Annotated in this window: 23 protein-coding genes and 1 pseudogene; 18 read left to right on the plus strand and 6 right to left on the minus strand. The window is 65.7% G+C overall.

From position 1 onward, the window contains the following. Window positions 1–183: 183 nt before the first annotated feature. Complete coding sequence (gene phhA / locus BLW02_RS06485; protein ID WP_092697560.1) at window positions 184–1,020, minus strand: phenylalanine 4-monooxygenase; 837 nt, start codon at window positions 1,018–1,020, stop codon at window positions 184–186. Between the two features lie 13 nt (window positions 1,021–1,033). Beyond that, window positions 1,034–2,176: a 4-hydroxyphenylpyruvate dioxygenase gene (gene hppD / locus BLW02_RS06490; RefSeq protein WP_092697561.1), complete on the minus strand. Its 1,143-nt coding sequence runs from the start codon at window positions 2,174–2,176 to the stop codon at window positions 1,034–1,036. 299 nt (window positions 2,177–2,475) lie between these two features. Here hppD and BLW02_RS06495 point away from each other — a divergent pair, with 299 nt between their 5' ends. The 13 genes and pseudogenes from BLW02_RS06495 to BLW02_RS20175 all read left to right on the plus strand — a co-directional run bounded on the left by BLW02_RS06495 (window position 2,476) and on the right by BLW02_RS20175 (window position 15,476). Beyond that, window positions 2,476–2,958 carry an Lrp/AsnC family transcriptional regulator gene (locus BLW02_RS06495; protein ID WP_024813046.1) on the plus strand — a complete coding sequence of 161 codons (483 nt, stop codon included), beginning with the start codon at window positions 2,476–2,478 and terminating at the stop codon, window positions 2,956–2,958. 177 nt (window positions 2,959–3,135) lie between these two features. Beyond that, on the plus strand, window positions 3,136–3,864 hold the full coding sequence (locus BLW02_RS06500; RefSeq protein WP_092697562.1) for a GNAT family N-acetyltransferase: 729 nt from the start codon (window positions 3,136–3,138) through the stop codon (window positions 3,862–3,864). A 91-nt stretch (window positions 3,865–3,955) separates the two neighbouring features. Further along, a complete protein-coding gene (locus BLW02_RS06505) occupies window positions 3,956–4,831 on the plus strand; it encodes an HlyC/CorC family transporter (protein ID WP_026436745.1) in 876 nt (291 codons plus the stop codon). Then, entirely contained in the window at window positions 4,831–6,429 is a 1,599-nt protein-coding gene (gene lnt / locus BLW02_RS06510; protein WP_092697563.1) for an apolipoprotein N-acyltransferase, read from the plus strand. Before BLW02_RS06505 ends, lnt begins: the two co-directional genes overlap by 1 nt. A 213-nt stretch (window positions 6,430–6,642) precedes the next feature. Further along, a complete protein-coding gene (fabA, locus tag BLW02_RS06515; RefSeq protein ID WP_092697564.1) occupies window positions 6,643–7,164 on the plus strand; it encodes a 3-hydroxyacyl-[acyl-carrier-protein] dehydratase FabA in 522 nt (173 codons plus the stop codon). Further along, a complete protein-coding gene (gene fabB / locus BLW02_RS06520) occupies window positions 7,161–8,384 on the plus strand; it encodes a beta-ketoacyl-ACP synthase I (RefSeq protein WP_092697565.1) in 1,224 nt (407 codons plus the stop codon). The genes fabA and fabB overlap by 4 nt, the downstream gene beginning before the upstream one ends. 156 nt (window positions 8,385–8,540) lie before the next feature. Next, complete coding sequence (gene glyQ, locus BLW02_RS06525; protein ID WP_026436740.1) at window positions 8,541–9,497, plus strand: glycine--tRNA ligase subunit alpha; 957 nt, start codon at window positions 8,541–8,543, stop codon at window positions 9,495–9,497. A gap of 28 nt (window positions 9,498–9,525) precedes the next feature. Continuing rightward, window positions 9,526–11,643, plus strand: a complete 2,118-nt coding sequence (glyS, locus tag BLW02_RS06530) for a glycine--tRNA ligase subunit beta (RefSeq protein WP_092697566.1) — start codon at window positions 9,526–9,528, stop codon at window positions 11,641–11,643. A gap of 46 nt (window positions 11,644–11,689) precedes the next feature. After that, the gene (gene gmhB, locus BLW02_RS06535; protein WP_026436738.1) at window positions 11,690–12,280 is read left to right on the plus strand and encodes a D-glycero-beta-D-manno-heptose 1,7-bisphosphate 7-phosphatase; all 591 of its coding nucleotides are present in this window, start codon (window positions 11,690–11,692) and stop codon (window positions 12,278–12,280) included. Window positions 12,281–12,349: 69 nt separating this feature from the next. Further along, a complete protein-coding gene (locus BLW02_RS06540) occupies window positions 12,350–13,108 on the plus strand; it encodes a lysophospholipid acyltransferase family protein (protein WP_026436737.1) in 759 nt (252 codons plus the stop codon). A 10-nt stretch (window positions 13,109–13,118) separates the two neighbouring features. Further along, entirely contained in the window at window positions 13,119–14,102 is a 984-nt protein-coding gene (locus BLW02_RS06545) for a M48 family metallopeptidase (RefSeq protein ID WP_026436736.1), read from the plus strand. Window positions 14,103–14,363: 261 nt separating this feature from the next. Then, a pseudogene (locus tag BLW02_RS20170) lies at window positions 14,364–14,864 on the plus strand (MBL fold metallo-hydrolase); the annotation flags it as partial. 174 nt (window positions 14,865–15,038) lie between these two features. Then, window positions 15,039–15,476, plus strand: coding sequence for a rhodanese-like domain-containing protein (locus BLW02_RS20175; protein WP_238323230.1), 438 nt, complete (start codon window positions 15,039–15,041; stop codon window positions 15,474–15,476). Window positions 15,477–15,682: 206 nt separating this feature from the next. Here the strand turns inward: BLW02_RS20175 and lysM are convergent, their stop codons facing one another. Continuing rightward, on the minus strand, window positions 15,683–16,168 hold the full coding sequence (gene lysM, locus BLW02_RS06555; protein ID WP_092697567.1) for a peptidoglycan-binding protein LysM: 486 nt from the start codon (window positions 16,166–16,168) through the stop codon (window positions 15,683–15,685). Between the two features lie 166 nt (window positions 16,169–16,334). Between lysM and BLW02_RS06560 the strand changes: the two genes are divergently transcribed. After that, window positions 16,335–17,099 (plus strand): type III pantothenate kinase, encoded by a 765-nt coding sequence (locus BLW02_RS06560; RefSeq protein ID WP_092697568.1) that lies wholly within the window; start codon window positions 16,335–16,337, stop codon window positions 17,097–17,099. A 31-nt stretch (window positions 17,100–17,130) separates the two neighbouring features. On the opposite strand, the gene BLW02_RS06565 is transcribed toward BLW02_RS06560, so the two are convergent. The 3 genes from BLW02_RS06565 to BLW02_RS06575 form a co-directional block, all read right to left on the minus strand. After that, complete coding sequence (locus tag BLW02_RS06565) at window positions 17,131–17,907, minus strand: tetratricopeptide repeat protein (RefSeq protein WP_092697569.1); 777 nt, start codon at window positions 17,905–17,907, stop codon at window positions 17,131–17,133. 35 nt (window positions 17,908–17,942) lie between these two features. After that, window positions 17,943–18,605 (minus strand): TetR/AcrR family transcriptional regulator, encoded by a 663-nt coding sequence (locus BLW02_RS06570; protein ID WP_092697570.1) that lies wholly within the window; start codon window positions 18,603–18,605, stop codon window positions 17,943–17,945. Between the two features lie 256 nt (window positions 18,606–18,861). Further along, a complete protein-coding gene (locus BLW02_RS06575; protein ID WP_092697571.1) occupies window positions 18,862–19,422 on the minus strand; it encodes a phasin family protein in 561 nt (186 codons plus the stop codon). Window positions 19,423–19,569: 147 nt separating this feature from the next. On the opposite strand from BLW02_RS06575, the gene rfbB reads away from it, so the two are divergent. The 4 genes from rfbB to rfbC are packed head-to-tail and all read left to right on the plus strand — an operon-like array spanning window position 19,570 to window position 22,983. Next, a complete protein-coding gene (rfbB, locus tag BLW02_RS06580; protein ID WP_092697572.1) occupies window positions 19,570–20,640 on the plus strand; it encodes a dTDP-glucose 4,6-dehydratase in 1,071 nt (356 codons plus the stop codon). Next, complete coding sequence (rfbD, locus tag BLW02_RS06585) at window positions 20,637–21,539, plus strand: dTDP-4-dehydrorhamnose reductase (protein ID WP_092697573.1); 903 nt, start codon at window positions 20,637–20,639, stop codon at window positions 21,537–21,539. Before rfbB ends, rfbD begins: the two co-directional genes overlap by 4 nt. A 17-nt stretch (window positions 21,540–21,556) precedes the next feature. Next, window positions 21,557–22,444: a glucose-1-phosphate thymidylyltransferase RfbA gene (rfbA, locus tag BLW02_RS06590; protein ID WP_026436727.1), complete on the plus strand. Its 888-nt coding sequence runs from the start codon at window positions 21,557–21,559 to the stop codon at window positions 22,442–22,444. Continuing rightward, window positions 22,441–22,983, plus strand: coding sequence for a dTDP-4-dehydrorhamnose 3,5-epimerase (gene rfbC, locus BLW02_RS06595; protein ID WP_092697574.1), 543 nt, complete (start codon window positions 22,441–22,443; stop codon window positions 22,981–22,983). Before rfbA ends, rfbC begins: the two co-directional genes overlap by 4 nt. The last annotated feature ends 4 nt before the right edge of the window (window positions 22,984–22,987 follow it).

Raw genomic sequence — 22,987 nt, forward strand, 5'->3', positions numbered from 1 at the left:
GGGGTCGCAGACTGTGGGTCGCCTTTCTTTTGGGTACGTTTCTTTGGCGAAGCAAAGAAAAGTACCTCGCCCGCCGGGGCGAGACCCGGCCTCCGCCCTCAGCAAAAGCACACAGCAAACTACAAAAACAAGAGCTACCAGAGCTTTAAAAATAAGCGCTACAACCCAGCTTGATCCAAAAAATCAAACCACCCCTTCCCTCTCATCCGCCGCAAATTCCCGCAACCCCCGCAGCCGCTCATAAATCGGCGCAAAGTCCCCCGCCGTCATGTCGAACAACTGCTCGAAGCTGTCGATCACAAAGTACGTCTGCTGGTAGGTGTCAATCTTGTAGCGCGTGCGCATCGTGCGCTCCAGTTGCAGGGGCAGGCGCTGCGGTTCGGGGCTTTGCACGGAGTAGGGCAGCTCGCCCGATGAACTGAGGATGCCGGCCCCATACGCCCGCAGACCGCCCGCCTCGCGGATCAGGCCGAACTCGATCGTGTACCAGTACAGGCGGCTGAGCATCTCGCAGGCGCCCAGCTGCTGCGCCTTCAGGCCGCCCTGGCCGTAGCGCTGCACGTAGTCGGCAAACACCGGGTTGAACAGCAGCGGCACATGGCCGAACAGGTCGTGAAAGATGTCGGGCTCGACGATGTAGTCGAACTCGGCCGGCGTGCGGATCCAGTCCGTCACCGGGAACTTGCGGTGCGCCAGCAGGGTGAAGAACGGCACCTCGGGAATCAGCCCTGGCACGGCCACGATCTCCCAGCGCGTGGCGCGGTACAGGCGCTCGTTGATTTCCTCGAAGCGCGGGATATGGTCCTTGATGCCTAGCGAGGGCAGGGCCGCTACGAAGGCCTCGCTGGCCAGGCCGGGCAGCAGGGCCGACTGGCGCTCGTACAGGCGCCGGTAGGTGTCGTGGTCGGCGGCGGTATAGGCCGCGAAGTTCTGCGGGCAGGTGTAGTCGGCGGCGGCGCGCGTGTAGTCGCCGCGCGGTGGGCGCGCGCTGGCGCCATAGACGACGGGTTCGGTGGCCATGGCCGGCTCCCGTTCAGTCTTTCCTGCCTTCGAGCACGCCGCGCCGGATCTGGTCGAGCTCGATGCTTTCGAACAGCGCCTTGAAGTTGCCGTTGCCAAAGCCATCGTCGCCCTTGCGCTGGATGAACTCAAAGAAGATCGGGCCCAGCTGGTTCTCGCTGAAGATCTGCAGCAGCAGCTTGCCGGCCACGCCATCGATGAGGATCTTGCGCTGGTGCAGTGCTTCCACCGGCTCGCCGTGGCCGGGGATGCGCTTTTCGACCAGCTCGTAGTAGGTGTCGGGCGTATCGAGCAGGCGCACGCCGCTGGCGCGCAACGCATCGACCGTGTCGTAGAGGTTGTCCGAGCCCATGGCGATGTGCTGGATACCCTCGCCCTTGTACATGTCCAGGTATTCCTGGATCTGGCCGGCCTTCTCCTTGCCCTCTTCGTTGATCGGGATGCGGATCTTGCCGCAGGGGCTGGTCATGGCCCGGCTCTTGACGCCAGTGACCTGGCCCTCGATGTCGAAGTATTTGATCTCGCGGAAGTTGAACACGCGCTCGTAGAAATCGGCCCATTCGTTCATGCGGCCGCGGTGCACGTTGTGCGTGAGGTGGTCGATGTAGGTCAGGCCATGGCCCCTGGGGTTCAGGGCCTCGTCGGCCGACACGCCGGGCAGGGGCTCGAAGTCCACGTCAAAGAAACCGATGTTGCCGATGTCGCCGGGCTGGGCGCCGTTCTTGCCGCGCCAGCGGTCCACCAGGTAGATCAGGCTGTCGCCCACGCCCTTGATGGCGGGGATGTTCAGCTCGCCCGGGCCGGCCACGCCCGCGTAGCCCCAGGCGCCCAGGCCCAGCGCGCGCTCGTAGGCGGCCTTGGTGTCGTGCACGCGAAAGGCAATGGCGCAGACGCTGGGGCCGTGCAGGCGGGCAAAGCGCTGGGCAAAGCTGTCGGGCTCGGCGTTGATGATGAAGTTGATCTCGCCCTGGCGGTACAGCAGCACGTTCTTGTGGCGGTGGCGCGCCACCGGCTTGAAGCCCATGCCCTCGAACACCTTGCCCATGGCTTGCGGATCGGGCGCCGCGAATTCGATGAATTCGAACCCGTCCGTGCCCATGGGGTTCTCCCAGGCGGCGGTGTCCTGGGTGGCTTGCTGCGGCAATGCTGCGTTCATGTTGTCTCCGGTCAAAAATGTGGAATGCTGTGCACTGTAGGCGCGCAAGTCCTCATGTTTCTGGCGAATTGGAGAGTCAATGGGGTATTGTTTGCAGGAATCATGCGCCAAATCAATATTTGACGAACGACGGATGTTGATAATTTCGCGCCGTTTTTTCGCGAAATATTCGGCGGCTTTAGCGGCGTGCCGGCTCAGCGTGCCGCAGCGGCGGGTTGCAGCCCGCGCAAGGGCCGGTGCGTGCGCCGCCTCTTCGCCGCAATGGGCGTTGCGGGTGTTCGTTCGTAGAATCCTGCGCAATGAACGATGCCAACGCACTCGACAAGCTGGACAAGGCCATCCTGCGCCGCCTGCAAGACAACGGGCGCGAAACCTACGACGTGATTGGCGAGCAGGTGGGCCTGTCGCCGAGTGCCGTGCTGCGGCGCGTGAAGCGCCTGGAAGACAGCGGCGTGATCGCCCGCTATGTGGCCCTGGTCCGGCCCGAGGCCGTGGGGCTGGGGCTCACGGCTTACCTCAATGTGCGCCTCGAAAAACACACCGAAAGCCACAAGCGCAACCCCATGGACCTGTTCCGCGCCAGCGTGCAGACCTGGCCCGAAGTGGTGGAGTGCGCGGCGCTCACCGGCGAGATGGATTACCTGCTCAGGGTGGTGGTGGCCGATATGGCGCACTACAGCCGCTTCATCATGGACACGCTGCTCAAACACCCCAGCGTGCAGGACTGCAAGACCAGCTTTGTGCTCGACCGGGTCAAGGCCACCACCGCCGTGCCGGTGTGAGTCCCGGGGCGCTCGGGGCGGGTTTTTTTGTAACAGTGGCTATCAATTCAATAGCTTATGGCGCATTGTCTGTTTTGGATATCACGGTTTTTGCTCTGATTGGATGTTCGTCTCTATTTTGGTGCAGTGCAGCAAAAGTACTGGAATAAATGAGGGAAAACCCTTAAATTCCATACCATGATCGCAACCAAAGACTGGCTCAAGGCTTCGTGGGGCGCCAGCAAAGACATGCTGGCGCCCTTTGGCGGCCCTTCGCTGGATGATGCCCCCGCGTCCACTCCGCTGATGGTGCCCATCCGTTCGCTGGGCCCGTCCTACCGCGAGCGCATCACGCAGCATCTGCTGCAGCTGGAGCCGCCCGACCGGTATCTGCGCTTTGGCTATGCCGCCACGGACGAGCAGATCCGCCGCTACACCGAGCGGCTCGATTTCGACCGTGACGAAATCTTTGGCATCTACAACCGCCGTCTGGAACTCATCGCCATGGCCCATCTGGCGTTTGCCGAGCACCCCGAGCACAAGCAATGTGCCGAGTTTGGCGTGTCGGTGCTCAAGCAGGCACGGGGCCGGGGGTTTGGCGCACGTCTGTTTGACCGCGCCATCATGCATGCCCGCAACGCGGGGGTGAGCATGGTGTTCATCCATGCGCTGACGGAAAACACCGCCATGCTCAAGATCGCTCGCAATGCGGGCGCCACGGTGCAGCGCGACGGCTCCGAATCCGAGGCCTACCTGCAGATTCCGCCCGCCAGCCTGGACACGCGCATGACCGAAATCGTCGAGCAGCAATTCGCCGAGATGGACTACCGCCTCAAGCGCCAGGCCAAGCAGTTCTGGGACTTCCTGGCCGGGGTGCAGGAAGTGCGCAAGGGCGTGCAGCACGGACGCCACCAGTCGGCCGAATAGGGCCGTTGCCCGCCTGCGGCGCGGGCGGTGTCATGACAATCCGCTATCCTAGGGGTCTGTTCAACTACCGCACGTCCTGCACTCCAAGACAGTGTCTGACCCGCACCCCCAGCGCTTGCCCGAAAAGGAAGACAAGCGCACTTTCCTGCAAAAGGTGGCCGAGTTCATCCATCCCGGACCGGACTCCACCGAAGAACTCATCGAGACGTTGGCCGAGGCCGAGGACAACGAAGTCATCGGCGCCGACTCCCGCGTGATGCTGGAGCGTGTCATCCGCATGGCCGACATGACGGCCGGCGACGTGATGGTGGCCGCACCCCGCATGGACCTCGTCAACATCGATGCGCCCTTTGACGAGTTGCTGCGCCTGGTGATCAACACCGCGCACTCGCGTTTTCCGGTGTACCAGGGCGAGCGGGAAAACATCATCGGCATCCTCATGGCCAAGGACCTGCTCAAGCTGCAGCGGGCGCCCGAGCTGAACATCCGCGCCCTGCTGCGCCCGGCTGCCTTCGTGCCGGAAAGCAAGGGCCTGAACGACCTGCTGCGCGAGTTCCGCGGCAACCGCAACCACCTGGCCATCGTGATCGACGAGTTCGGCCGGGTGGCGGGCCTGATCACCATCGAAGACGTGCTGGAACAGATCGTGGGCGAGATCGAAGACGAGTTCGACATCCCCGAGGACGAGGGCGACATCTTCGGCCTTGCCGACCATACCTACCGCGTGAGCGGCGACACCCCCATCGAACGCGTGGCCGAAGCCTTTGGTATCACCCTGCAAGGCAGTGATCCCGAGGAAAGCTTTGACACCGTGGGCGGGCTGATCGCCCACGAAATGGGGCATGTGCCCAAGCGGGGCGAACACCTGCAGCTGTGCGGCCTGCACTTTGTGGTGCTGCACACCAAGGGCGGCGCCGTGCGCTGGTTCAAGGTGTCGCGCATCGACGAAGACAGTCCCCCCGGCTGATGGTCCGGCTGCAACGCCTGCCGGGTGCTGCGCTTGCGGGGCAGGCCTGCCTGGCCGCTGCGGCGGGCGTGGCGCAGGCCCTGTCCCTGGCCCTGCCGTGGAGCGGCGAGCCGCAATGGTGGTTGCAGATCCTGTCGCTGGCCGTGCTGGCGTGGCTGGTGCGGGCACCAGCGCCCTGGCGCCGTGCGGCGGGCCTGGGCTGGGTGTTTGCCACGGCCTGGATGGCGGCCACCTTCTGGTGGCTGTTCATTTCCATGCACCACTACGGTGGCCTGGCGGCGCCACTGGCGGTGGTGGCCGTGCTGGGGCTGGCGGGCTTTCTGGGTGCCTACTATGCGGCGGTTCTGGCGCTTTTTGCGCGTCTGGCACCAACCCATCGTGCGCTGGCAGCTATTGTTTTCGGAGCGATCTGGATGCTGGCGGAGCTGGCACGCGGCACGCTGTGGACGGGCTTTCCGTGGGGCGCCGGCGGCTATGCCCATGTGCAGGGGCCCCTGAGCGCGCTGGCACGTACCGTGGGCGTGTACGGCGTCGGTTGCGTGGCTGCGGTGCTGGCCATGCTGCTGGCGCAGGCGCGCCCCGGCGATCTCCTGCGCCTGCGTGCCTGGGCGCTGGTGGCGTTGGGTGCGCTGGTGCTGGTGGGCGCAGGCCTGCAGCGCCAATGCGCCATTGAGTCGTGCCACACCCCGGCGCTGCCGCCGCCGCCACCGATCAGCCTGGCGCTGCTCCAGGGCAACATCCCGCAGGACGAAAAATTCCAGCCCGGCAGCGGCGTGCCGCTGGCGCTGCAGTGGTATGCCGATGCACTGCGGGCTGCCACGGCAAGCCTCGTCGTGGCGCCGGAAACCGCCATTCCGCTGCTGCCGCAGCAACTCATGCCGGGTTATCTGGAGGGGCTGGCGGCGCATTTCGGCCAGGGCCAGCAGGCGGCGCTGGTGGGTATCCCGATGGGCGATGAAGTGCAGGGCTACACCAATTCGGTGCTCGGCCTGAAACCCGCGCAGCCGGCCCCCTACCAGTACGACAAGCACCACCTGGTGCCGTTTGGCGAGTTCATTCCGCCGTTTTTCCGATGGTTCACGGCCATGATGAACATTCCCCTGGGCGATTTCAACCGGGGCGCCATCGGGCAGCCATCCTTTGTCTGGGCGGGCCAGCGCATTGCGCCCAACATCTGCTACGAGGACTTGTTTGGCGAAGAACTGGGCGCGCGTTTTGCCGATCCGGCCAGCGCCCCCACGCTGTTTGTCAATTTCAGCAACATCGGCTGGTTCGGCAACACGGTTGCCATCGACCAGCACCTGCAGATCAGCCGCATGCGCGCGCTGGAGTTCGAGCGCCCCATGGTGCGTGCCACCAACACCGGTGCCACCGCCATCATCGACCACCGGGGCGTGGTCACCCATGCGCTGGCGCGCCACACCCGCGGGGTGCTGACCGGCCAGGTGCAGGGGCGCGGGCTCAGCGCGCAAGACGGCTGGGGCATCACGCCCTATGCCTGGTGGGTGGCACGCTGGGGGCTGGCACCCCTGTGGGCGGCAGGCTTTTGCGTGGTCGCCGGGGCAGCGTTGGCGCGGCGCAGGCGCTTGCGGGGCTGAGACGGCAGGCTGGCGCGGGCTCCGGGCCTGTCGCGAATTGACTCAGATCAAGCAATAAAGGGAGCTCTCGCGGTTGGCCGGCGGTTCAATCGGCGGGTATGCGGGCCATGGGCCGTGTTGTGCCTTGATAATGGAGCCCTGCAACTGTGAGCAGGGGTTGCGAACGGTGAATTATTGAAGCGGCACGGCCGCTGTTCTGGAGCACGACTGAAAATGGCAGATTCCTTTTCCTACGAACAACTGATTGCCTCGGGCGAGGGCCGATTGTTCGGCGCTGACAGCGGGCGTCTGCCGCTGCCACCCATGCTGATGTTTGACCGCATCACCCACATCGACAGCGATGGCGGCGCGCACGGGCTGGGGAAAATCCGCGCCGAACTCGACGTCAAGCCCGATCTGTGGTTCTTTGCCTGCCATTTCCAGGGCGACCCCGTCATGCCCGGCTGCCTGGGGCTCGATGCCATGTGGCAGCTCATCGGCTTTTACCTGACCTGGCTGCAACTGCCCGGCCGCGGGCGTGCGCTGGGTGCGGGCGAAGTCAAGTTCACCGGCGAGGTGGGCCCTGGCGTGAAGCTCGTCACCTACGAAATCGACATCAAGCGCGTCATCAAGCGCAAGCTGGTCATGGCCATTGGCGATGCCCGCCTGCTGGCCGACGGCAAGGAAATCTATGTAGCCAATGACCTGCGCGTGGGCCTGTTCAAACGCGAGGAAGACGGCAAGGAAGCAGCATGACCACCAAGAAGCGCGTAGTCATCACCGGCGCGGGCATCGTCTCGTGCATTGGCAACGACCTGGCCACCGTGGAAGCCTCGCTGCGCGCGGGCACCAGCGGCATCAAGGCCGTGGAGAAGTTCAAGGAGCTGGGCCTGCGCAGCCAGGTGGGCGGAGCTCCCGAGATCGACATCGAGGCGCGCATCGACCGCAAGCAGCTGCGCTTCATGGGCGACGCGGCGGCCTATGCGCAGATCGCCCTGGAAGACGCGATCCAGCAAGCCGGTTTGACGCCCGAGCAGGTCAGCCATCCGCGCACCGGCCTCATCATGGGCTCGGGCGGCGGCTCGCCCGCCAACCAGATCGAAGCGGCCGACACGCTGCGCGAAAAAGGCATCCGCCGCGTGGGCCCTTACCAGGTCACGCGCTGCATGAGCTCTACCGTGTCCGCCTGCCTGGCCACCAACTTCAAGGTCAAGGGCATCAACTACTCCATCACCTCGGCCTGCTCCACCTCGGCCCACTGCATCGGCGCGGCCGCGCAGCAGATCGCCTGGGGCATGCAGGACGTGATGTTTGCCGGTGGCGGCGAAGAGCTGAGCTGGGGCATGTCGCTGCTGTTCGACGGCATGGGCGCCATGTCCAGCAAGTACAACGAGACGCCCGAAAAGGCCTCGCGCGCCTACGACGCGAACCGCGACGGCTTCGTGATCGCGGGTGGCGGCGGCGCCGTGGTGCTGGAGAGTCTGGAGCACGCCCAGGCCCGCGGCGCCACCATCCTGGCCGAAGTGGTGGGCTTTGGCGCCACCAGCGACGGCGAAGACATGGTGGCCCCGTCGGGCGATGGCGCCATTGCCTGCATGCAGCAGGCCATGGAAGGCCTGGGCGCCCCCATCGATTACATCAACACCCACGGCACCTCCACGCCCGTGGGCGACATGCAGGAAGTGCGCGCCATGCGCGCCCTGTTCGGCGACAAGGTGCCGCCGTTTTCCTCCACCAAGTCGCTCACCGGCCACTCGCTGGGCGCCACGGGCGTGCAGGAGGCGATCTACTGCATGATCATGCTGAACCGGGGTTTCATCGCAGGCTCGGCCAACGTCGAGACGCCCGACCCGGCCCTGGGCGACATGCCCCTGGTCACGCAAACGCGCGATGCGCAGCTCACCACCGTGCTGTCCAACAGCTTCGGCTTTGGCGGCACGAACGCCAGCTTGGTGCTGCGCCGCTGGGTGGCGTAGGGCGCACTTTTTCGTTGCTATTCAATGGAGAGCCGTTGGCGCTTGTCTGACAAGCACCAACGGCTCTTTTTGCGGATTGACGGCGGGGCAGGGCATGGCTCGTAAAATGATGGGTTCGCGCGCGCTGCCGCGCCCTCTCACCCGAATCCCCCAGCCATGCTGACCTTCCAACAAATCATTCTCAAGCTGCAGACCTACTGGGACGCCCAGGGTTGCGCGCTGTTGCAACCTTATGACATGGAAGTGGGCGCCGGGACATCGCACACCGCTACGTTTTTGCGCGCCATCGGCCCCGAGCCCTGGAAGGCCGCCTACGTGCAGCCCAGCCGCCGCCCCAAGGACGGCCGCTACGGCGAGAATCCCAACCGCCTGCAGCACTACTACCAGTTCCAGGTGGTGCTGAAGCCCGCACCGGCCAACATCCTGGAGCTGTACCTGGGCTCGCTGGAAGCGCTCGGCTTCGATCTGAAGAAAAACGACATCCGCTTTGTCGAGGACGACTGGGAAAACCCCACGCTCGGCGCCTGGGGCCTGGGCTGGGAGGTCTGGCTCAACGGCATGGAGGTGACCCAGTTCACCTACTTCCAGCAGGTCGGCGGCATTGACTGCAAGCCCGCCACCGGCGAAATCACCTACGGCCTGGAACGCCTGGCCATGTACCTGCAGGGCGTGGACAACGTCTACAACCTGACCTGGACCGAAGGCGCCGACGGCAGCAAGCTGAGCTACGGCGACGTGTACAAGCAAAACGAGATCGAGCAGTCCACCTACAACTTCGAGCACAGCGACGCCGACTTCCTGTTCACCGCATTCAACGCGCACGAGAAGCAGGCCCAGCACCTCATGGAGCAGCAGCTGGCCCTGCCTGCCTACGAGCAGGTGCTCAAGGGCGCGCACAGCTTCAATCTGCTCGATGCGCGCGGCGCCATCAGCGTGACCGAGCGCGCCGCCTACATCGGCCGCATCCGCAACCTGGCCCGTGCCGTGGCCAAGAGCTATCTGGACAGCCGTGCGCGCCTGGGCTTCCCCATGGCGCCCAAGGAGTGGGCCGCCGAGGTGCTGGCCGACCTGGCCCGGGCCGAGCAGCAGCAACAGCACAAGAAGGCCGCCTGAAGGCGCAGCGCGGAGCACTGAAACCACCATGACCCACCCGAATCTTCTCGTCGAACTGTTTGTCGAAGAACTGCCCCCCAAGGCCCTGCAGAAACTGGGCGACGCCTTTGCCGGCGTGCTGCTGGAGCAGCTCCAGGCCCAGGGCCTGGCGGCTGCCGGCTCGCGCCTGACCGCCTATGCCTCGCCGCGCCGTCTGGCCGCGCACATCACCGAAGTGGCCGCCAGCGCGGCCGACAAGGCCGTGTCGCAAAAGCTCATGCCCGTGGCCGTGGGGCTGGGCGCCGACGGCCAGGCCACACCGGCGCTGCTCAAGAAACTGGCTGCGCTGGGCGCCGATGCGTCTGCCGTGGCAAGCCTGGAGCGTGTGCACGACGGCAAGGCCGACGTGCTGTTCTACAACAGCACCGCCAAGGGCGCGACGCTGGCCGAAGGCCTGCAAAAGGCGCTGGACGAGGCCATTGCCAGGCTGCCCATCCCCAAGGTGATGCGCTACCAGCTGCAGGACGGCTGGAGCAGCGTGCACTTCGTGCGCCCCGCGCACGGCCTGGTGGCGCTGCACGGCACCGAGGTGCTGCTGTCGGTGCAGGCGCTGGGCCTGGCCGCGGGCAACGCCACGCACGGCCATCGCTTCGAGGCTGCGGTGGACCCGGTGGTCATCACCAGCGCCGACAGCTATGCCCAGCAGCTGGCCAGCCAGGGCGCCGTGATCGCCAGCTTTGCCGAACGCAGGGCCGAGATCGCCCGCCAGCTTGCCGCCGCCGCCGCGAAGGTAGGCAACGGCGCGCGCCCGATTGACGACGACGCGCTGCTCGACGAAGTCACTGCGCTGGTCGAGCGGCCCAACGTACTCACCTGCTCGTTCGAGAAAGAGTTTCTCGACGTGCCGCAGGAATGCCTCATCCTCACGATGAAGGCCAACCAGAAGTACTTTCCGCTGCTCGACGCCGCTGGCAAGCTCACCCACCAGTTTCTGGTGGTCAGCAACATCACGCCCGCCGATGCCAGCCTGGTCATCGGCGGCAACGAGCGCGTGGTGCGCCCGCGCCTGGCCGATGCCAAGTTCTTCTTCGACCAGGACCGCAAGAAAACCCTGGCTTCGCGCGTGGAAGGCCTGGGCAAGGTGGTTTACCACAACAAGCTGGGCACGCAGGGCGAGCGCGTGGAACGCGTGCGCTCCATCGCCAAGGCCATCGCAACGCAGCTGGGCGACGCCGCCCTGGTCGCCGATGCCGACCAGGCCGCGCTGCTGGCCAAGACCGACCTCGTGACCGACATGGTCGGCGAGTTCCCCGAGCTGCAGGGCACCATGGGCCGCTACTACGCGCTCAATGACGGCCTGGGCGAAACCATTGCCGACGCCATCGAAGACCACTACAAGCCCCGCTTTGCCGGCGATGCGCTGCCGCGCAACACCGCGGGCGTGGTGGTGGCCCTGGCCGACAAGCTCGAAACACTGGTCGGCATGTTCGGCATCGGCAACCTGCCCACGGGCGACCGCGACCCGTTCGCGCTGCGCCGCCATGCGCTGGGCGTGATCCGCATGCTGGTCGAAAAGGACCTGCCGCTCGATCTGCATGCCCTGCTGGCGGGCGCCGTGCCTGCCTTTGGCGACAAGATCACCGATGCCTCGGCCGCGCTGGCCGACTTCATCTACGACCGCCTTGCCGGCAGCCTGCGCGAGCAGGGCTACAGCGCGCAGGAGGTCGATGCCGTGCTGGCCCTGCGCCCGCAGCGCCTGGCGCAGGTGCCCCAGTTCCTGGCCGCCGTGCGCGCCTTTGCCGCGCTGCCCGAAAGCCCGGCCCTGGCCGCGGCCAACAAGCGCGTGGGCAACATCCTCAAGAAGGCCGAGCTCGAAGGCCCGGTGGACGCCCACGTCAACCCCGCCCTGCTGCAGGAGCAGGCCGAGCAGGACCTGTTCGCCGCCCTGCAGCGCTTTGTGCCCGAAGCCAATGCGCGGTTCGCAGCCGGCGACTACACCGCCAGCCTGCAGACCCTGGCCGTGCTGCGTGCGCCGGTGGATGCCTTCTTTGACGATGTGATGGTCAACGCCGAGCAGCTCGACCTGCGCCTCAATCGCCAGGGCCTGCTCAAGACGCTGCACGAAGCCATGAACCGCGTGGCCGATCTGTCGCGCCTGGCCGTGTGAGCCTGGTGCTGATAGGCTGGCGGCTCTCACAAGGGAAACCCACCCCATGAAACTCGTCATCCTCGACCGCGACGGCACGCTCAACCCGCAGGGCGATGATTTCATCACCTCGCCGGATGAGTGGAGCGCCCAGCCGGGCGCGCTGGAGGCCGTGGCCCGGCTCAACCATGGCGGCTGGCGGGTGGTGGTGGCCACCAACCAGCCCGGGCTGGGCCGGGGCTTGTTCGACGTGGTGTCGCTCAACGCCATCCACGCCAAGATGCTGCGGCAGGTGGCTGCGGTGGGCGGGCGCATCGACGCGGTGTTTTACTGCCCGCACGCGCCCGATGAGGCCTGCCATTGCCGCGCGCCGGCGCCCGGTTTGCTCGAACAGATCTGCGATCGCTATGGCGTGGAGCCTTTCGATGTGCAGGTGGTGGGCAGTTGCGCGGAGCATCTGCAGGCGGGGGCCGCGCTGGGTGCGCAGGTGCATCTGGTGTGCACGGGCCGGTCGGCCCATTGGCAGCCCGGACAGGCCTTGCCCATCGACTTTCCCGCCACGACGCAGGTGCATGCCAGCCTGGGGGCGTTTGCCGAACAACTGCTGCCTGCGGCGCCTGCGCCGTCCCCAACACCTGCGCCGCCCCTGGCGGCTTGATCCTGCTCATTTGATCGCTTGCAGCGCCTGTCTGGCAAGCGCCATCTTCCGAAAACACTTGCAAAACATATGGCCCTGATCCGTTCCATCCTCCACATGCTCTGGATGGGCATCACCGTGGTGCCCTACACGCTGGCCATCCTGCTGGTGCGCATGCTGGGCGCCAGCAGCCGCACGCGTTACCGCATCGCGCGGGCCTGGCTCAAGCTCAGTGTGGATTCGGCGCGCGTGATCATGGGCATCCGCACCCGCATCACCGGCATGGAGCACCTGCCCGCCGCGGAAAACCAGGGCGTGGTGCTGCTGGTCAAGCACCAGTCCACCTATGAGACCTTCCTCATGCCGGCCATCATGCCGCGCCCGCTGGCCTATGTGTTCAAGAAGGAGCTGCTGCGCGTGCCCTTCTTCGGCTGGTCCATCGGCAGCCTGGACATGATCCACATCGACCGTGGCCAGAGCGCGCGCGCCTTCGTCAAGGTGGTGCAGCAGGGCCGGGCGCTGCTGGCCCAGGGCACCTGGGTCATCATGTTTCCCGAGGGCACCCGGATAGAACGGGGGCAGGCGGGGCAGTACAAGAGCGGCGGCACGCGGCTGGCCATTGATACCGGGGTGCCCGTGGTGCCCGTGGCCGTCACCTCGGCCCGGGTCTGGCCGCGCAAGGCCTTCATCAAGCGCCCCGGGGTGGTGGATGTGTCGATCGGCCAGCCCATCCCCAGCGTGGGCCGCAAGCCCGACGAGCTGATGCAGGAGGTCGAGGCCTGGATCGAATCCGAAATGCGCCGCCTCGACCCGGAGGCTTACCCCGAGGCCGTTTCTTCCAATCCGTGAGGGCGCCATGATGCAGCGGCTGGTGCAGCTGGCGCTCGATCTGTTCGACCCTCCTGGTGCGGATCGCCAGGCGGATGAGGCGCCTGTGGTGCCAGAGCCTCCCGCGCAAGAAATCAAGCCAAGAAGGCCATTAGCGCCGGTGGGTGCTGCGCCAGATGCGCCTGAGAGCGTAGCGATTGATCCGTGCCCGGTGCCTCCTGACGCAGCGGCCCTGCCGTCGCTGCTGTCCCCCGCCGAGTTCCGCCACCCACGGGCCAACCGCGAGGTGCTGCTGGGCGATGCCGTGGTGGCCTATGCGCTGCAGCGCGTGCGCCGGCGCAGCATCGGCTTCACGGTGGGGGCCGATGGCCTGGCCGTGCGGGCGCCCACCTGGGTCACCCTGCCGGCCGTGGATGCGGCGCTGCGCGAAAAATCGGGCTGGATCCTGCGCAAGCTCGATGAAGCCCGCGCGCGCCAGCAGCGCAGCGAGGGGGGGCGCATCGTCTGGGCCCACGGAGCGCAGCTGCCCTATCTGGGCGAACCCCTCACCGTGGTGCTGGACCCCACCCACGGCTTCACCGGCAAGGGCGGCGCCCTGCACGCCGGCAGTGAAGGCGCCGGGGGGGCGCACCTGCGCATCGGCCTGTCCCACAGCGCCAGCCCGGCGCAGATCCGCGATGCCGTGCAGGCCTGGCTGATGCGCGATGCGCGCCGCCATTTCACCGACCGGCTCGACCACTTTGCGCCGCTGCTCGGTGTGCGCTGGACCAGCCTGCGCCTGTCGAGCGCCCAGACCCGCTGGGGCAGCGCCAAGGCCGATGGCTCCATCCGCCTGAACTGGCGCCTGCTGCACTACCGCCCGGCCATCATCGACTATGTGGTGGCGCACGAGCTGGCCCACCTGCGCGTGATGGATCACAGCCCACGCTTCTGGGGCACCGTGGCCACGGTGGTGCCCGACTACCCGGTGCTGCGCCACGCCCTGCGCGAACAGCCGGCACCGCTGTGGGAATAAGGGCAACGCTGAACAAGTCCCTCGCGTGCCGCGCATCCCTGTTTTGGGCGGTCTGCGGCGCTGCAAATGCTCGCAATAGCGATGGCTATTGCTGTGCTTTGCGCCTTGCAGCCCATCCCAAACCAGGGCGCGCGCCATCGCGGGGACTTATTCAGCGTCGCCCAAGCGCGCAGAGGCACTCTGGCCGCGTTTGAAAGCCAGGGCGGCTGGCGGCAAAATGACAGTTCGTTCCGCATGGATCTCACCGTCAGGATGCCCACCATGATTCCCCTGCAGCTGTTCGACCCTGCTTCCAGCACCTACACCTACATCCTGCACGACCCCGCCACGCGCGATGCCCTCATCATCGACCCGGTGGACGAGCAGCTCGACCGCGACCTGGCAGTGCTGCAGGCGCACCACCTCACGCTGCGCTGGGCCGTGGAAACCCATGCGCATGCCGACCACATCACCAGCGCCGGCCGCCTGGCCGAGCACACCGGGGCGCACACGGCGGTGCCCGCGGGCTGCGGCATCGGCACGGCAGCGGTGCAGCTGCTCGACGGCGAGACGCTGGCCTTCGGTGGCGAAACCCTGCGCGCGCTGCACACCCCTGGCCACACGGCGGGCGGCATGTCGTACCGGTGGCGCAACCATGTCTTTACTGGCGACACCTTGCTCATCAACGGCTGCGGCCGCACGGATTTCCAGTCGGGCAGCGCGGCCGACTTGTACCACAGCATCACCGGCGTGCTGTTTGCCCTGCCGCCGGAAACCACCGTCTGGCCCGGCCACGATTACCACGGGCGCAGCCACTCCACCATCGCCGCGGAAAAGGCCGGCAATGCCCGCGTGGCCGGTCGCAGCCAGGCCGAATTCGTGGCGCTGATGGAGTCGCTGCACCTGCCGCGCCCGCGCCGCATCGACGAAGCCGTGCCCGCCAACCTGCATTCGGGCCTGCGGCACGACGCCGATGGCGCCACCCTGCAGGCACCGCGCACGGCCGAGGGCTATGCGGGCGATGTGTCAGCCCAGCTGGCCTGGCAATGGGTGCAGAGCGGGCAGGCCGTGCTGATCGATGTGCGCAGCGATGCCGAGCGCGAATGGGTGGGGCAGGTGCCCGGCGCCATTGCCGTGGCCTGGAAGCAATGGCCCGGCATGGCGATGAATGCCGATTTCGACGCCCAGCTGCGCGCCGCCGTGCCCGAGGGCGGCCGCGCCGTGCTGCTGTGCCGCAGCGGCGTGCGCTCGGTGGCTGCCGCGCGGCGCGCCACCGAGCTGGGCATCACCGCCTACAACATCCTCGAAGGCTTCGAGGGCGACCCCGATGGCCATGCGCAGCGCGGCAAGAGGGGCGGCTGGCGTTTTCAGGGCCTGCCGTGGAAGCAGGGTTGAGGTGGCCAAAAAAATAGCCGCCAGCGCTTGCATGTGAAGCGCTGCCAGCTGATTTCTCAAATTCGGCTTGCTCCCGCGCCGCATCCATCGGCAGCGCTTGAGCTACCACTGCCCACACCAGTGCACCAGTGCACCCGTGGAACCGGCTTTGCCGGGCCACCGGGTGCGTCCCCCTCGGGGGAAGGCGCCGCAGGCGACTCAGGGGGCTACTTGACTGCCGGAATGCGCAGCTTCTGCCCGGGGTAGATCTTGTCGGGGTGCGTCAGCATGGGCTTGTTGGCCTCGAAGATCTGGGGGTACTTGCTGGCATCGCCGTAAAACTTCTTGGCGATGGCCGAGAGCGTGTCGCCGCGCACCACGTCGTGGTACTGGGCTTCCGGCTCGGGGTTGGTCACATCCATCTGGTTGTCCACGCTGGTCACATTGGCCACGTTGCCGCAGCACAGGGTGATCTTTTCCTTGACCGATTGCGTGGGTGCCGTGCCTTTTACGGTGACCTTGCCCTGCGCTCCATCAAAGGCCACCTGCACGTTGCTGGCGCCCAGGTTCTGGGATGCGATGTAGGTTTCGATGGCCTTGGCGGCATTGGCGTTGAGTTCGTCCGTGGCGGCCGGGCTGCCCGGTGCCGCCTGCGCGTCCTTGCCGCCAAAAAGCTTCTCGCCGGCTTCCTTGATGAAACTGAATAAACCCATGTCGATTCTCCTGTGGTTGCAGAGTGGGGGGAGAGGCCACTGTATCCCCGCGGCGGCCGTGCGGCATGTCGGACAAATGCCCGATCTCGCGCGCAGTGCCTGCGCTGGGCGGCACCTGACGTGGCGCCCAAATGGGCGGGTAAAAAAACTCTGGATAATCCGCCGCATGACATTCTTGGCCATTGACGTCGGCAACACGCGTCTCAAATGGGCGCTGTACGACGCTCACCGTCCGGGTGCTGCCTTGCTGGCGCATGGCGCCGAATTCCTCGACCATATCGACCGCCTGGCAGAAGGCTCGTGGGCGCAGCTGCCCGCACCGGCCAAGATGCTGGGCTGCGTGGTGGCGGGCGACGCCGTCAAGCGCCGCGTGCAGGACCAGATGGAGCTGTGGGATGTGGCGGCGCAATGGGTGGTGTCGTCGGCACAAGAGGCCGGTGTCACCAACGGCTACGACTACCCCTCGCGCCTGGGCTCGGACCGCTGGGTGGCCATGATAGGCGCGCGCCACCATGTGCTCGCGCAAGGCCCGGCGCGCCCCATCGTGGTGGTGATGGTGGGCACGGCGGTCACCGTGGAATGCATCGATACCGAAGGGCGTTTTCTGGGCGGCCTGATCCTGCCGGGCCACGGCATCATGCTGCGCGCCCTGGAGGCCGGCACCGCCGGGCTGCATGTGCCCACGGGCGAGGTGCGCCTTTTCCCCACCAACACCAGCGATGCACTGACCAGCGGCGGCACCTATGCCATTGCCGGGGCGGTCGAGCGCATGGTGCAGCATGTCAAGGCCCACTGCGGCGCCGAGCCTGCCTGCGTGATGACCGGCGGTGCGGGCTGGAAGATGGCGCCCAGCATGACGCGGCCGTTCGAGCTGGTGGACAACCTGATCTTTGACGGCCTGCTGGAGATCGCCGCGCGGCGTTTCGGCTGACCCTTGGTGCAGCCGCAGGGCTGCACGGCGTTCAGTTCTCTTGCAGCTCAATGCGCGCCATTTCCACGTCCAGGCGCTCTCTGGCGTCCAGGGGCTCGGTGGCGGCCGCCTTTTCGTAGAGCTGCGTGGCTTCCTGCATTTTGGGGTCGCCTTCCAGCATCACCAGCGCATTGGCATATTCGATCATGCCGATGGCCGAGCCGGGGTGGATCCGCAGGGCTTGCTGAAACAGCTGCAGGCCCACGTCCTTCCTGGCACCATAGGTCATGCCGCCAATCAGCGGGCCCACCTTGTCGATCACCTCTGCATGGAAGGTGCCCAGTGCAATGTGGGCATCGGCATGCCGGGGTGCCAGTGCGATCGCCTTCTCCAGCGCATGCTTGACCCTGCCGCCCAGCCCTTGCGCCAGCGCCTTGGCTACGCTGATGCCCTGGCTGTAGCGGCCCAGGGCGTAGGCCTGCCAGTACCAGGCATTGGCGTTTTCGGGCTCCTGCGCCGCCTGGGCCTCGGCGCGCCCGGCGACCTGCATGAACAGATCGAGGCGGGCTTTTTCCCCGGGCTCCAGGTAGTTGGCATACACCGCGGTGGCTTTGTTGGCAACCGTGATGCCGGCCCCGCCGGCACGCAGGCCCGCCGCCGCGGCCTGCTCGAATTCGCCGTTGTGATAAAGCGCCCAGGCCTGCAGCACGGCGGCATCCTGGGGGCAGGGCTCGGCATCGTCGCAGTGCAGGCGGCTCCACTGCGCTTTGACGCTGGCCGCATCCAGATGGTAGCCACCAGCATGGGGGAAAGGGGTCCATGGGGCCATGGTGTGTCTCCTCGGTTGGGGATGGTGTGCGGTGGTCAGCCGGTGGCCGGTGCGTAGGCGCCCACGATCTGTTGCAGATGCGCCCGCTGCGCACTCTCCAGATAGGGCAGGAGCAGGTTCAGCACATGGTGCGCACCCCGCAGCAGCGCTGCCTGGGCGCTCTCGGGCTCCAGCGCGCGGCGCGGGTCCTGCACGTATTCGAAGCTCAGCCAGTAGGTCAGCACCACCACCATGCTGGTGGCGGTGGCCTGCCGGTCGCTGGCATCGATGCGCAAGGCGTCTGCGCGGCCCATGCCATCGAGCATGGCCCGCAGCGCGCGGGTCTTTTCTTTCAGTATGGTCTGGAAATGCGTTTCCAGCCGGCGGTTCTTGGACAACAGGTCGTTGAGGTCGCGGTACAGAAAGCGGTATTGCCAGATGATTTCAAACAGCGTGTGCATGAAGAACCAGGCGTCTTCCACATTGCGCACGTTGTCGCTGGCCCCCAGCAGGTCGTTCAGCGACTGTTCATACCGGTCAAACAGCGCGTTGATGAGCACGTCCTTGGCCGGGTAGTGGTAGTAAAGGTTGCCGGGGCTGATGCGCAGCTCGGCCGAGAGGAGGGTGGTGGATACGTTGGGTTCGCCAAACCGGTTGAACAGCTCCAGGGCCACCTCCAGGATGCGTTCGGCGGTGCGGCGCGGTGCTTTCTTCACCATGGATGCGTGCCCCCTTCGTGTCGTTGTTGGTGCCGTGTTTGCTTGCTCTCGGAGGCCTACTCTACCCCAGTCGTTTTGCTGCACTGCAGCACGAAGACGCAGCACCGGCGCGGCTTGCGAAGGCATGCGCATCGTTGGCATGGCATGGCATGGCATGCCGTGGCGCGGGCAGCGCAAAAAAGAAGCGACCGCATGCGGGGCATGCCGGTCGCTTTCATGGCCGGGGCAAAGCCCGGGCACCAGGCCCGGGCAAGGCTCAGGAGGCCGCAGGGGTGTCGTCGGCAGCCGTCGCGGCCTTGGGCGCCGCTGCTGTGCGGGACTTTGCCAAGGCTTTCTTTGCCGGCGCGGCTTTCACGGCGGGCCTGGCCGCTGCCTTGCGCACAGCGGTCTTGGTCGGCGCGGCGGCTGCCTTGCCTGCTGCAGCCTGCGTCAGCGCCTCGATGCGTGCATTCAGGGCCTCGATGTCGCGGGCCGAGGGCACGCCCAGTCTGGCAAGGGCCTTGGCCACACGCTCTTCAAACAGGTTCTCCAGCTTGTCCCACTGGCCCTGGGCCTTGGAGCCGATGTCGCTGGCCATGGTGGTCATGCGGCTGGTGGCTTCGGTGATCTTCTCCTCGGTCACGGCCTGCGTCTTGCGCTGGATGGTCAGGCCCTCCTTGACCAGGGCTTCAAACACCTTGCCGCCTTCTTCCTGCGCCTTCGAAAAAGCGCCCAGGCCCGCCAGCCAGATCTGCTGCGCCGAATCCTTGACGGTGCTGGACAGCTGGGCATCGCTCTGCTTCTTGTTGCCGCTGGTCTTGGGCATCTTCTTGGCCATGGAACCTCCAATAAGGGGAAATAATAAAGTGTAGAGGATGGCGGCACGGACAGTGTCCCGCCCTGTGCAGCACCTGGTTACGTCACAATCCGAAGCGGATGGGATAATTTTAAGTTTTGCCGGCAGGCAGTATCTTTGGGGCACATCATGATTCTCGTCACCGGCGCCGCCGGCTTCATCGGCGCCAATTTCGTTCTCGACTGGCTGGCGCAATCGCAGGAACCCGTCGTCAACCTCGACAAGCTCACCTACGCCGGCAACCTCGAAACCCTGGCCTCGGTGCAAGACGATGAACGTCACACTTTTGTGCAGGGCGACATCGGCGACAGCGCCCTGGTGGCCCGCCTGCTGGCCGAGCACCAGCCGCGCGCCGTCATCAACTTTGCCGCCGAAAGCCATGTGGACCGCTCCATCCACAGCCCCGAAGACTTCATCCAGACCAATGTGGTCGGTACCTTTCGCCTGCTCGAAGCCGTGCGCGCCTACTGGAGCAGTTTGCCCGCCGAAGGCAAAGCGGCCTTTCGCCTGCTGCATGTCTCCACCGACGAGGTCTATGGCTCGCTGGCCGCAGGCGACGCGGCATTTACCGAACAGCACCGCTACGAGCCCAACAGCCCGTACTCGGCCAGCAAGGCCGCCAGCGACCACCTGGTGCGCGCCTACCACCACACCTACGGCCTGCCGGTGCTCACCACCAACTGCAGCAACAACTACGGCCCCTACCACTTCCCTGAAAAACTCATCCCCCTGATGATCGTCAACGCCCTGGCCGGCAAGCCCCTGCCGGTGTATGGCGATGGCATGCAGGTGCGCGACTGGCTCTACGTCAAGGACCACTGCAGCGCCATCCGCCGCGTGCTGGACGCAGGCAAGCTGGGCGAGGTCTACAACATCGGCGGCTGGAACGAAAAACCCAACATCGAGATTGTCCAGACAGTGTGCGCCTTGCTCGACGAGCTGCGCCCCAAGGCGGACAGCAGCAGCTACCGCACGCAGATCAGCTACGTCAAAGACCGCCCCGGCCACGACCGGCGCTACGCCATCGACGCCAGCAAGATCGAGCGCGAGCTGGGCTGGAAGCCTGCCGAAACCTTTGACACCGGCATCCGCAAGACCGTGCAGTGGTATCTGGCCCACCCCGAGTGGGTGGCCAACGTGCAAAGTGGCGCCTACCGCGACTGGGTGCAGACGCAGTACGCAGGCACGGTTGCTGCATGAAGATCCTTCTGCTCGGCAAAAACGGCCAGGTCGGCTGGGAGCTGCAGCGCAGCCTGGCACCGCTGGGCGAGCTGATCGCGCTCGACCGCCACAGCACGGATTTTTGCGGCGACCTCTCCAATCTGCAAAGTCTGGCTGAAACGGTGCGCGCGGTCCGCCCCGACGTCATCGTCAATGCCGCCGCCCACACCGCCGTGGACAAGGCCGAAAGCGAGCCCGACCTGGCCCGCACCCTCAACGCCACCGCCCCCGGCGTGCTGGCGCAAGAGGCGCACCAACTGGGCGCCTGGCTGGTGCACTACAGCACCGACTATGTGTTTGACGGCAGCGGCAGCCAGCCCTGGAAAGAGACCGACACGCCAGCACCGCTCAACATCTATGGCCAGACCAAGCTGGAAGGCGAGCAGCTGATTGCCAAGCACTGCCCCAAGCACCTGATCTTCAGAACCAGCTGGGTCTATGCCGCACGCGGCGGCAACTTCGCCAAGACCATGCTGCGCCTGGCGCAGGAGCGCGAGCGGCTGACCGTGATCGACGACCAATGGGGCGCACCCACGGGTGCCGAGCTGCTGGCTGATGTCACGGCACATGCCATCCGGCAGGTGATGCACGGCGACGCCAGCTCCGGCAAGGACGCCGGCATCTACCACCTGGTGGCCAGCGGTGAAACCACTTGGCATGCCTATGCCAATCACGTCATAGACCAGGCGCAGAAACGACAGCCTGCTATCACAATAAAAGCAAAAGAGGTCACCCCGGTTCCCACCAGTGCCTTCCCGACGCCGGCGGCGCGTCCGCACAACTCGCGGCTGAACACCTCGAAGCTGCAGACGGTGTTCGGGCTCACCCTGCCACCTTGGCAGCAAGGCGTCGACCGCATGCTGGCCGAAATTCTCTGAACACAACAAAGCACCACATGACTTCACGCAAAGGCATCATCCTCGCCGGCGGTTCCGGCACCCGCCTGCACCCGGCCACCCTGGCCATCAGCAAGCAGCTGCTGCCGGTGTACGACAAGCCCATGATCTATTACCCGCTCAGCACCCTCATGCTGGCCGGCATCCGCGACGTGCTCATCATCAGCACCCCGCAAGACACCCCGCGCTTTGAGCAGCTGCTGGGCGACGGCAGCCAGTGGGGTATGAACCTGCAATACGCCGTGCAGCCCAGCCCGGACGGCCTGGCGCAAGCCTTCATCATTGGCGACAAGTTTGTGGGCAACCACCCCAGTGCGCTGGTGCTGGGCGACAACATCTTCCACGGCCACGACTTCGTGCAACTGCTGACCGATGCCGATGCGCAAACCAGTGGCGCCACCGTGTTTGCCTACCATGTGCAAGACCCCGAACGCTATGGCGTCGTGGCCTTTGACGCCAACGGCAAGGCCAGCAGCATCGAAGAAAAGCCCAAGACGCCCCAGAGCAACTACGCCGTCACCGGCCTGTACTTCTACGACAACCAGGTGGTGGACATCGCCAAGGCCGTCAAGCCCAGTGCGCGCGGCGAGCTGGAAATCACCGCCGTCAACCAGGCCTACCTGGACAAAGACCAGCTCAGCGTGCAAATCATGCAGCGCGGCTACGCCTGGCTGGACACCGGCACACACGAAAGCCTGCTCGAAGCCAGCCAGTTCATCGCCACGCTGGAGCACCGCCAGGGCCTGAAGATCGCTTGCCCCGAAGAGATCGCCTGGCGCAACGGCTTCATCAGCGCCGAGCAGTTTGAAAAACTGGCCCAGCCCCTGCTGAAGAACGGCTATGGGCAATACATGCAGCGCCTGCTGAAAGAAAAGAACAAAGCATGAAAGTCACCCCCACCGCCATCCCCGACGTGCTGGTCATCGAACCCAAGGTGTTCGGCGACGCGCGCGGCTTCTTCTATGAAAGCTTTAACCAGAAAGCCTTCAACGAAGCCACCGGAACCAACCACCAATTCGTTCAGGACAACCACAGCCGCAGCGCCAAGGGCGTGCTACGCGGTTTGCATTACCAGGTTCAGCAACCCCAGGGCAAGCTGGTGCGCGTGGTGCGCGGAGCGGTATTTGATGTGGCCGTGGACATCCGCAAGGGTTCGCCCACGTTTGGCCAGTGGGTGGGGCTTGAATTGACCGAGGAGAATCACAAGCAGTTGTGGGTGCCGCCGGGCTTTGCGCATGGGTTTGTGGTGCTCAGCGACTCAGCGGACTTTCTATACAAAACCACTGACTATTACGCACCTCAGCATGAGCGCTGCATTGCCTGGAATGACCCCTCTATTAGTATTCAATGGCCCTTGTCGGCGAAGCCTGGCTTGTCGACCAAAGACCAGCAGGGCCTGACGCTGCGCGAGGCTGAAACGTTTTGAAGAT

Source organism: Acidovorax soli, assembly GCF_900107605.1.
Lineage (GTDB): Bacteria > Pseudomonadota > Gammaproteobacteria > Burkholderiales > Burkholderiaceae_C > Acidovorax > Acidovorax soli.

Excerpts from the sequence above, each read along its gene's own strand:
- BLW02_RS06575 (WP_092697571.1), bottom strand. The coding sequence starts at position 19,422 with ATGGCCAAGAAGATGCCCAAGACCAGCGGCAACAAGAAGCAGAGCGAT.
- glyQ (WP_026436740.1), top strand. The coding sequence starts at position 8,541 with ATGCTGACCTTCCAACAAATCATTCTCAAGCTGCAGACCTACTGGGAC.
- fabA (WP_092697564.1), top strand. The coding sequence starts at position 6,643 with ATGGCAGATTCCTTTTCCTACGAACAACTGATTGCCTCGGGCGAGGGC.
- rfbC (WP_092697574.1), top strand. The coding sequence starts at position 22,441 with ATGAAAGTCACCCCCACCGCCATCCCCGACGTGCTGGTCATCGAACCC.
- BLW02_RS06540 (WP_026436737.1), top strand. The coding sequence starts at position 12,350 with ATGGCCCTGATCCGTTCCATCCTCCACATGCTCTGGATGGGCATCACC.
- BLW02_RS06565 (WP_092697569.1), bottom strand. The coding sequence starts at position 17,907 with ATGGCCCCATGGACCCCTTTCCCCCATGCTGGTGGCTACCATCTGGAT.
- BLW02_RS06495 (WP_024813046.1), top strand. The coding sequence starts at position 2,476 with ATGAACGATGCCAACGCACTCGACAAGCTGGACAAGGCCATCCTGCGC.
- rfbD (WP_092697573.1), top strand. The coding sequence starts at position 20,637 with ATGAAGATCCTTCTGCTCGGCAAAAACGGCCAGGTCGGCTGGGAGCTG.
- BLW02_RS06570 (WP_092697570.1), bottom strand. The coding sequence starts at position 18,605 with ATGGTGAAGAAAGCACCGCGCCGCACCGCCGAACGCATCCTGGAGGTG.
- fabB (WP_092697565.1), top strand. The coding sequence starts at position 7,161 with ATGACCACCAAGAAGCGCGTAGTCATCACCGGCGCGGGCATCGTCTCG.
- glyS (WP_092697566.1), top strand. The coding sequence starts at position 9,526 with ATGACCCACCCGAATCTTCTCGTCGAACTGTTTGTCGAAGAACTGCCC.
- hppD (WP_092697561.1), bottom strand. The coding sequence starts at position 2,176 with ATGAACGCAGCATTGCCGCAGCAAGCCACCCAGGACACCGCCGCCTGG.
- rfbA (WP_026436727.1), top strand. The coding sequence starts at position 21,557 with ATGACTTCACGCAAAGGCATCATCCTCGCCGGCGGTTCCGGCACCCGC.
- BLW02_RS06545 (WP_026436736.1), top strand. The coding sequence starts at position 13,119 with ATGCAGCGGCTGGTGCAGCTGGCGCTCGATCTGTTCGACCCTCCTGGT.
- BLW02_RS06500 (WP_092697562.1), top strand. The coding sequence starts at position 3,136 with ATGATCGCAACCAAAGACTGGCTCAAGGCTTCGTGGGGCGCCAGCAAA.
- gmhB (WP_026436738.1), top strand. The coding sequence starts at position 11,690 with ATGAAACTCGTCATCCTCGACCGCGACGGCACGCTCAACCCGCAGGGC.
- lysM (WP_092697567.1), bottom strand. The coding sequence starts at position 16,168 with ATGGGTTTATTCAGTTTCATCAAGGAAGCCGGCGAGAAGCTTTTTGGC.
- lnt (WP_092697563.1), top strand. The coding sequence starts at position 4,831 with ATGGTCCGGCTGCAACGCCTGCCGGGTGCTGCGCTTGCGGGGCAGGCC.
- BLW02_RS06560 (WP_092697568.1), top strand. The coding sequence starts at position 16,335 with ATGACATTCTTGGCCATTGACGTCGGCAACACGCGTCTCAAATGGGCG.
- phhA (WP_092697560.1), bottom strand. The coding sequence starts at position 1,020 with ATGGCCACCGAACCCGTCGTCTATGGCGCCAGCGCGCGCCCACCGCGC.
- rfbB (WP_092697572.1), top strand. The coding sequence starts at position 19,570 with ATGATTCTCGTCACCGGCGCCGCCGGCTTCATCGGCGCCAATTTCGTT.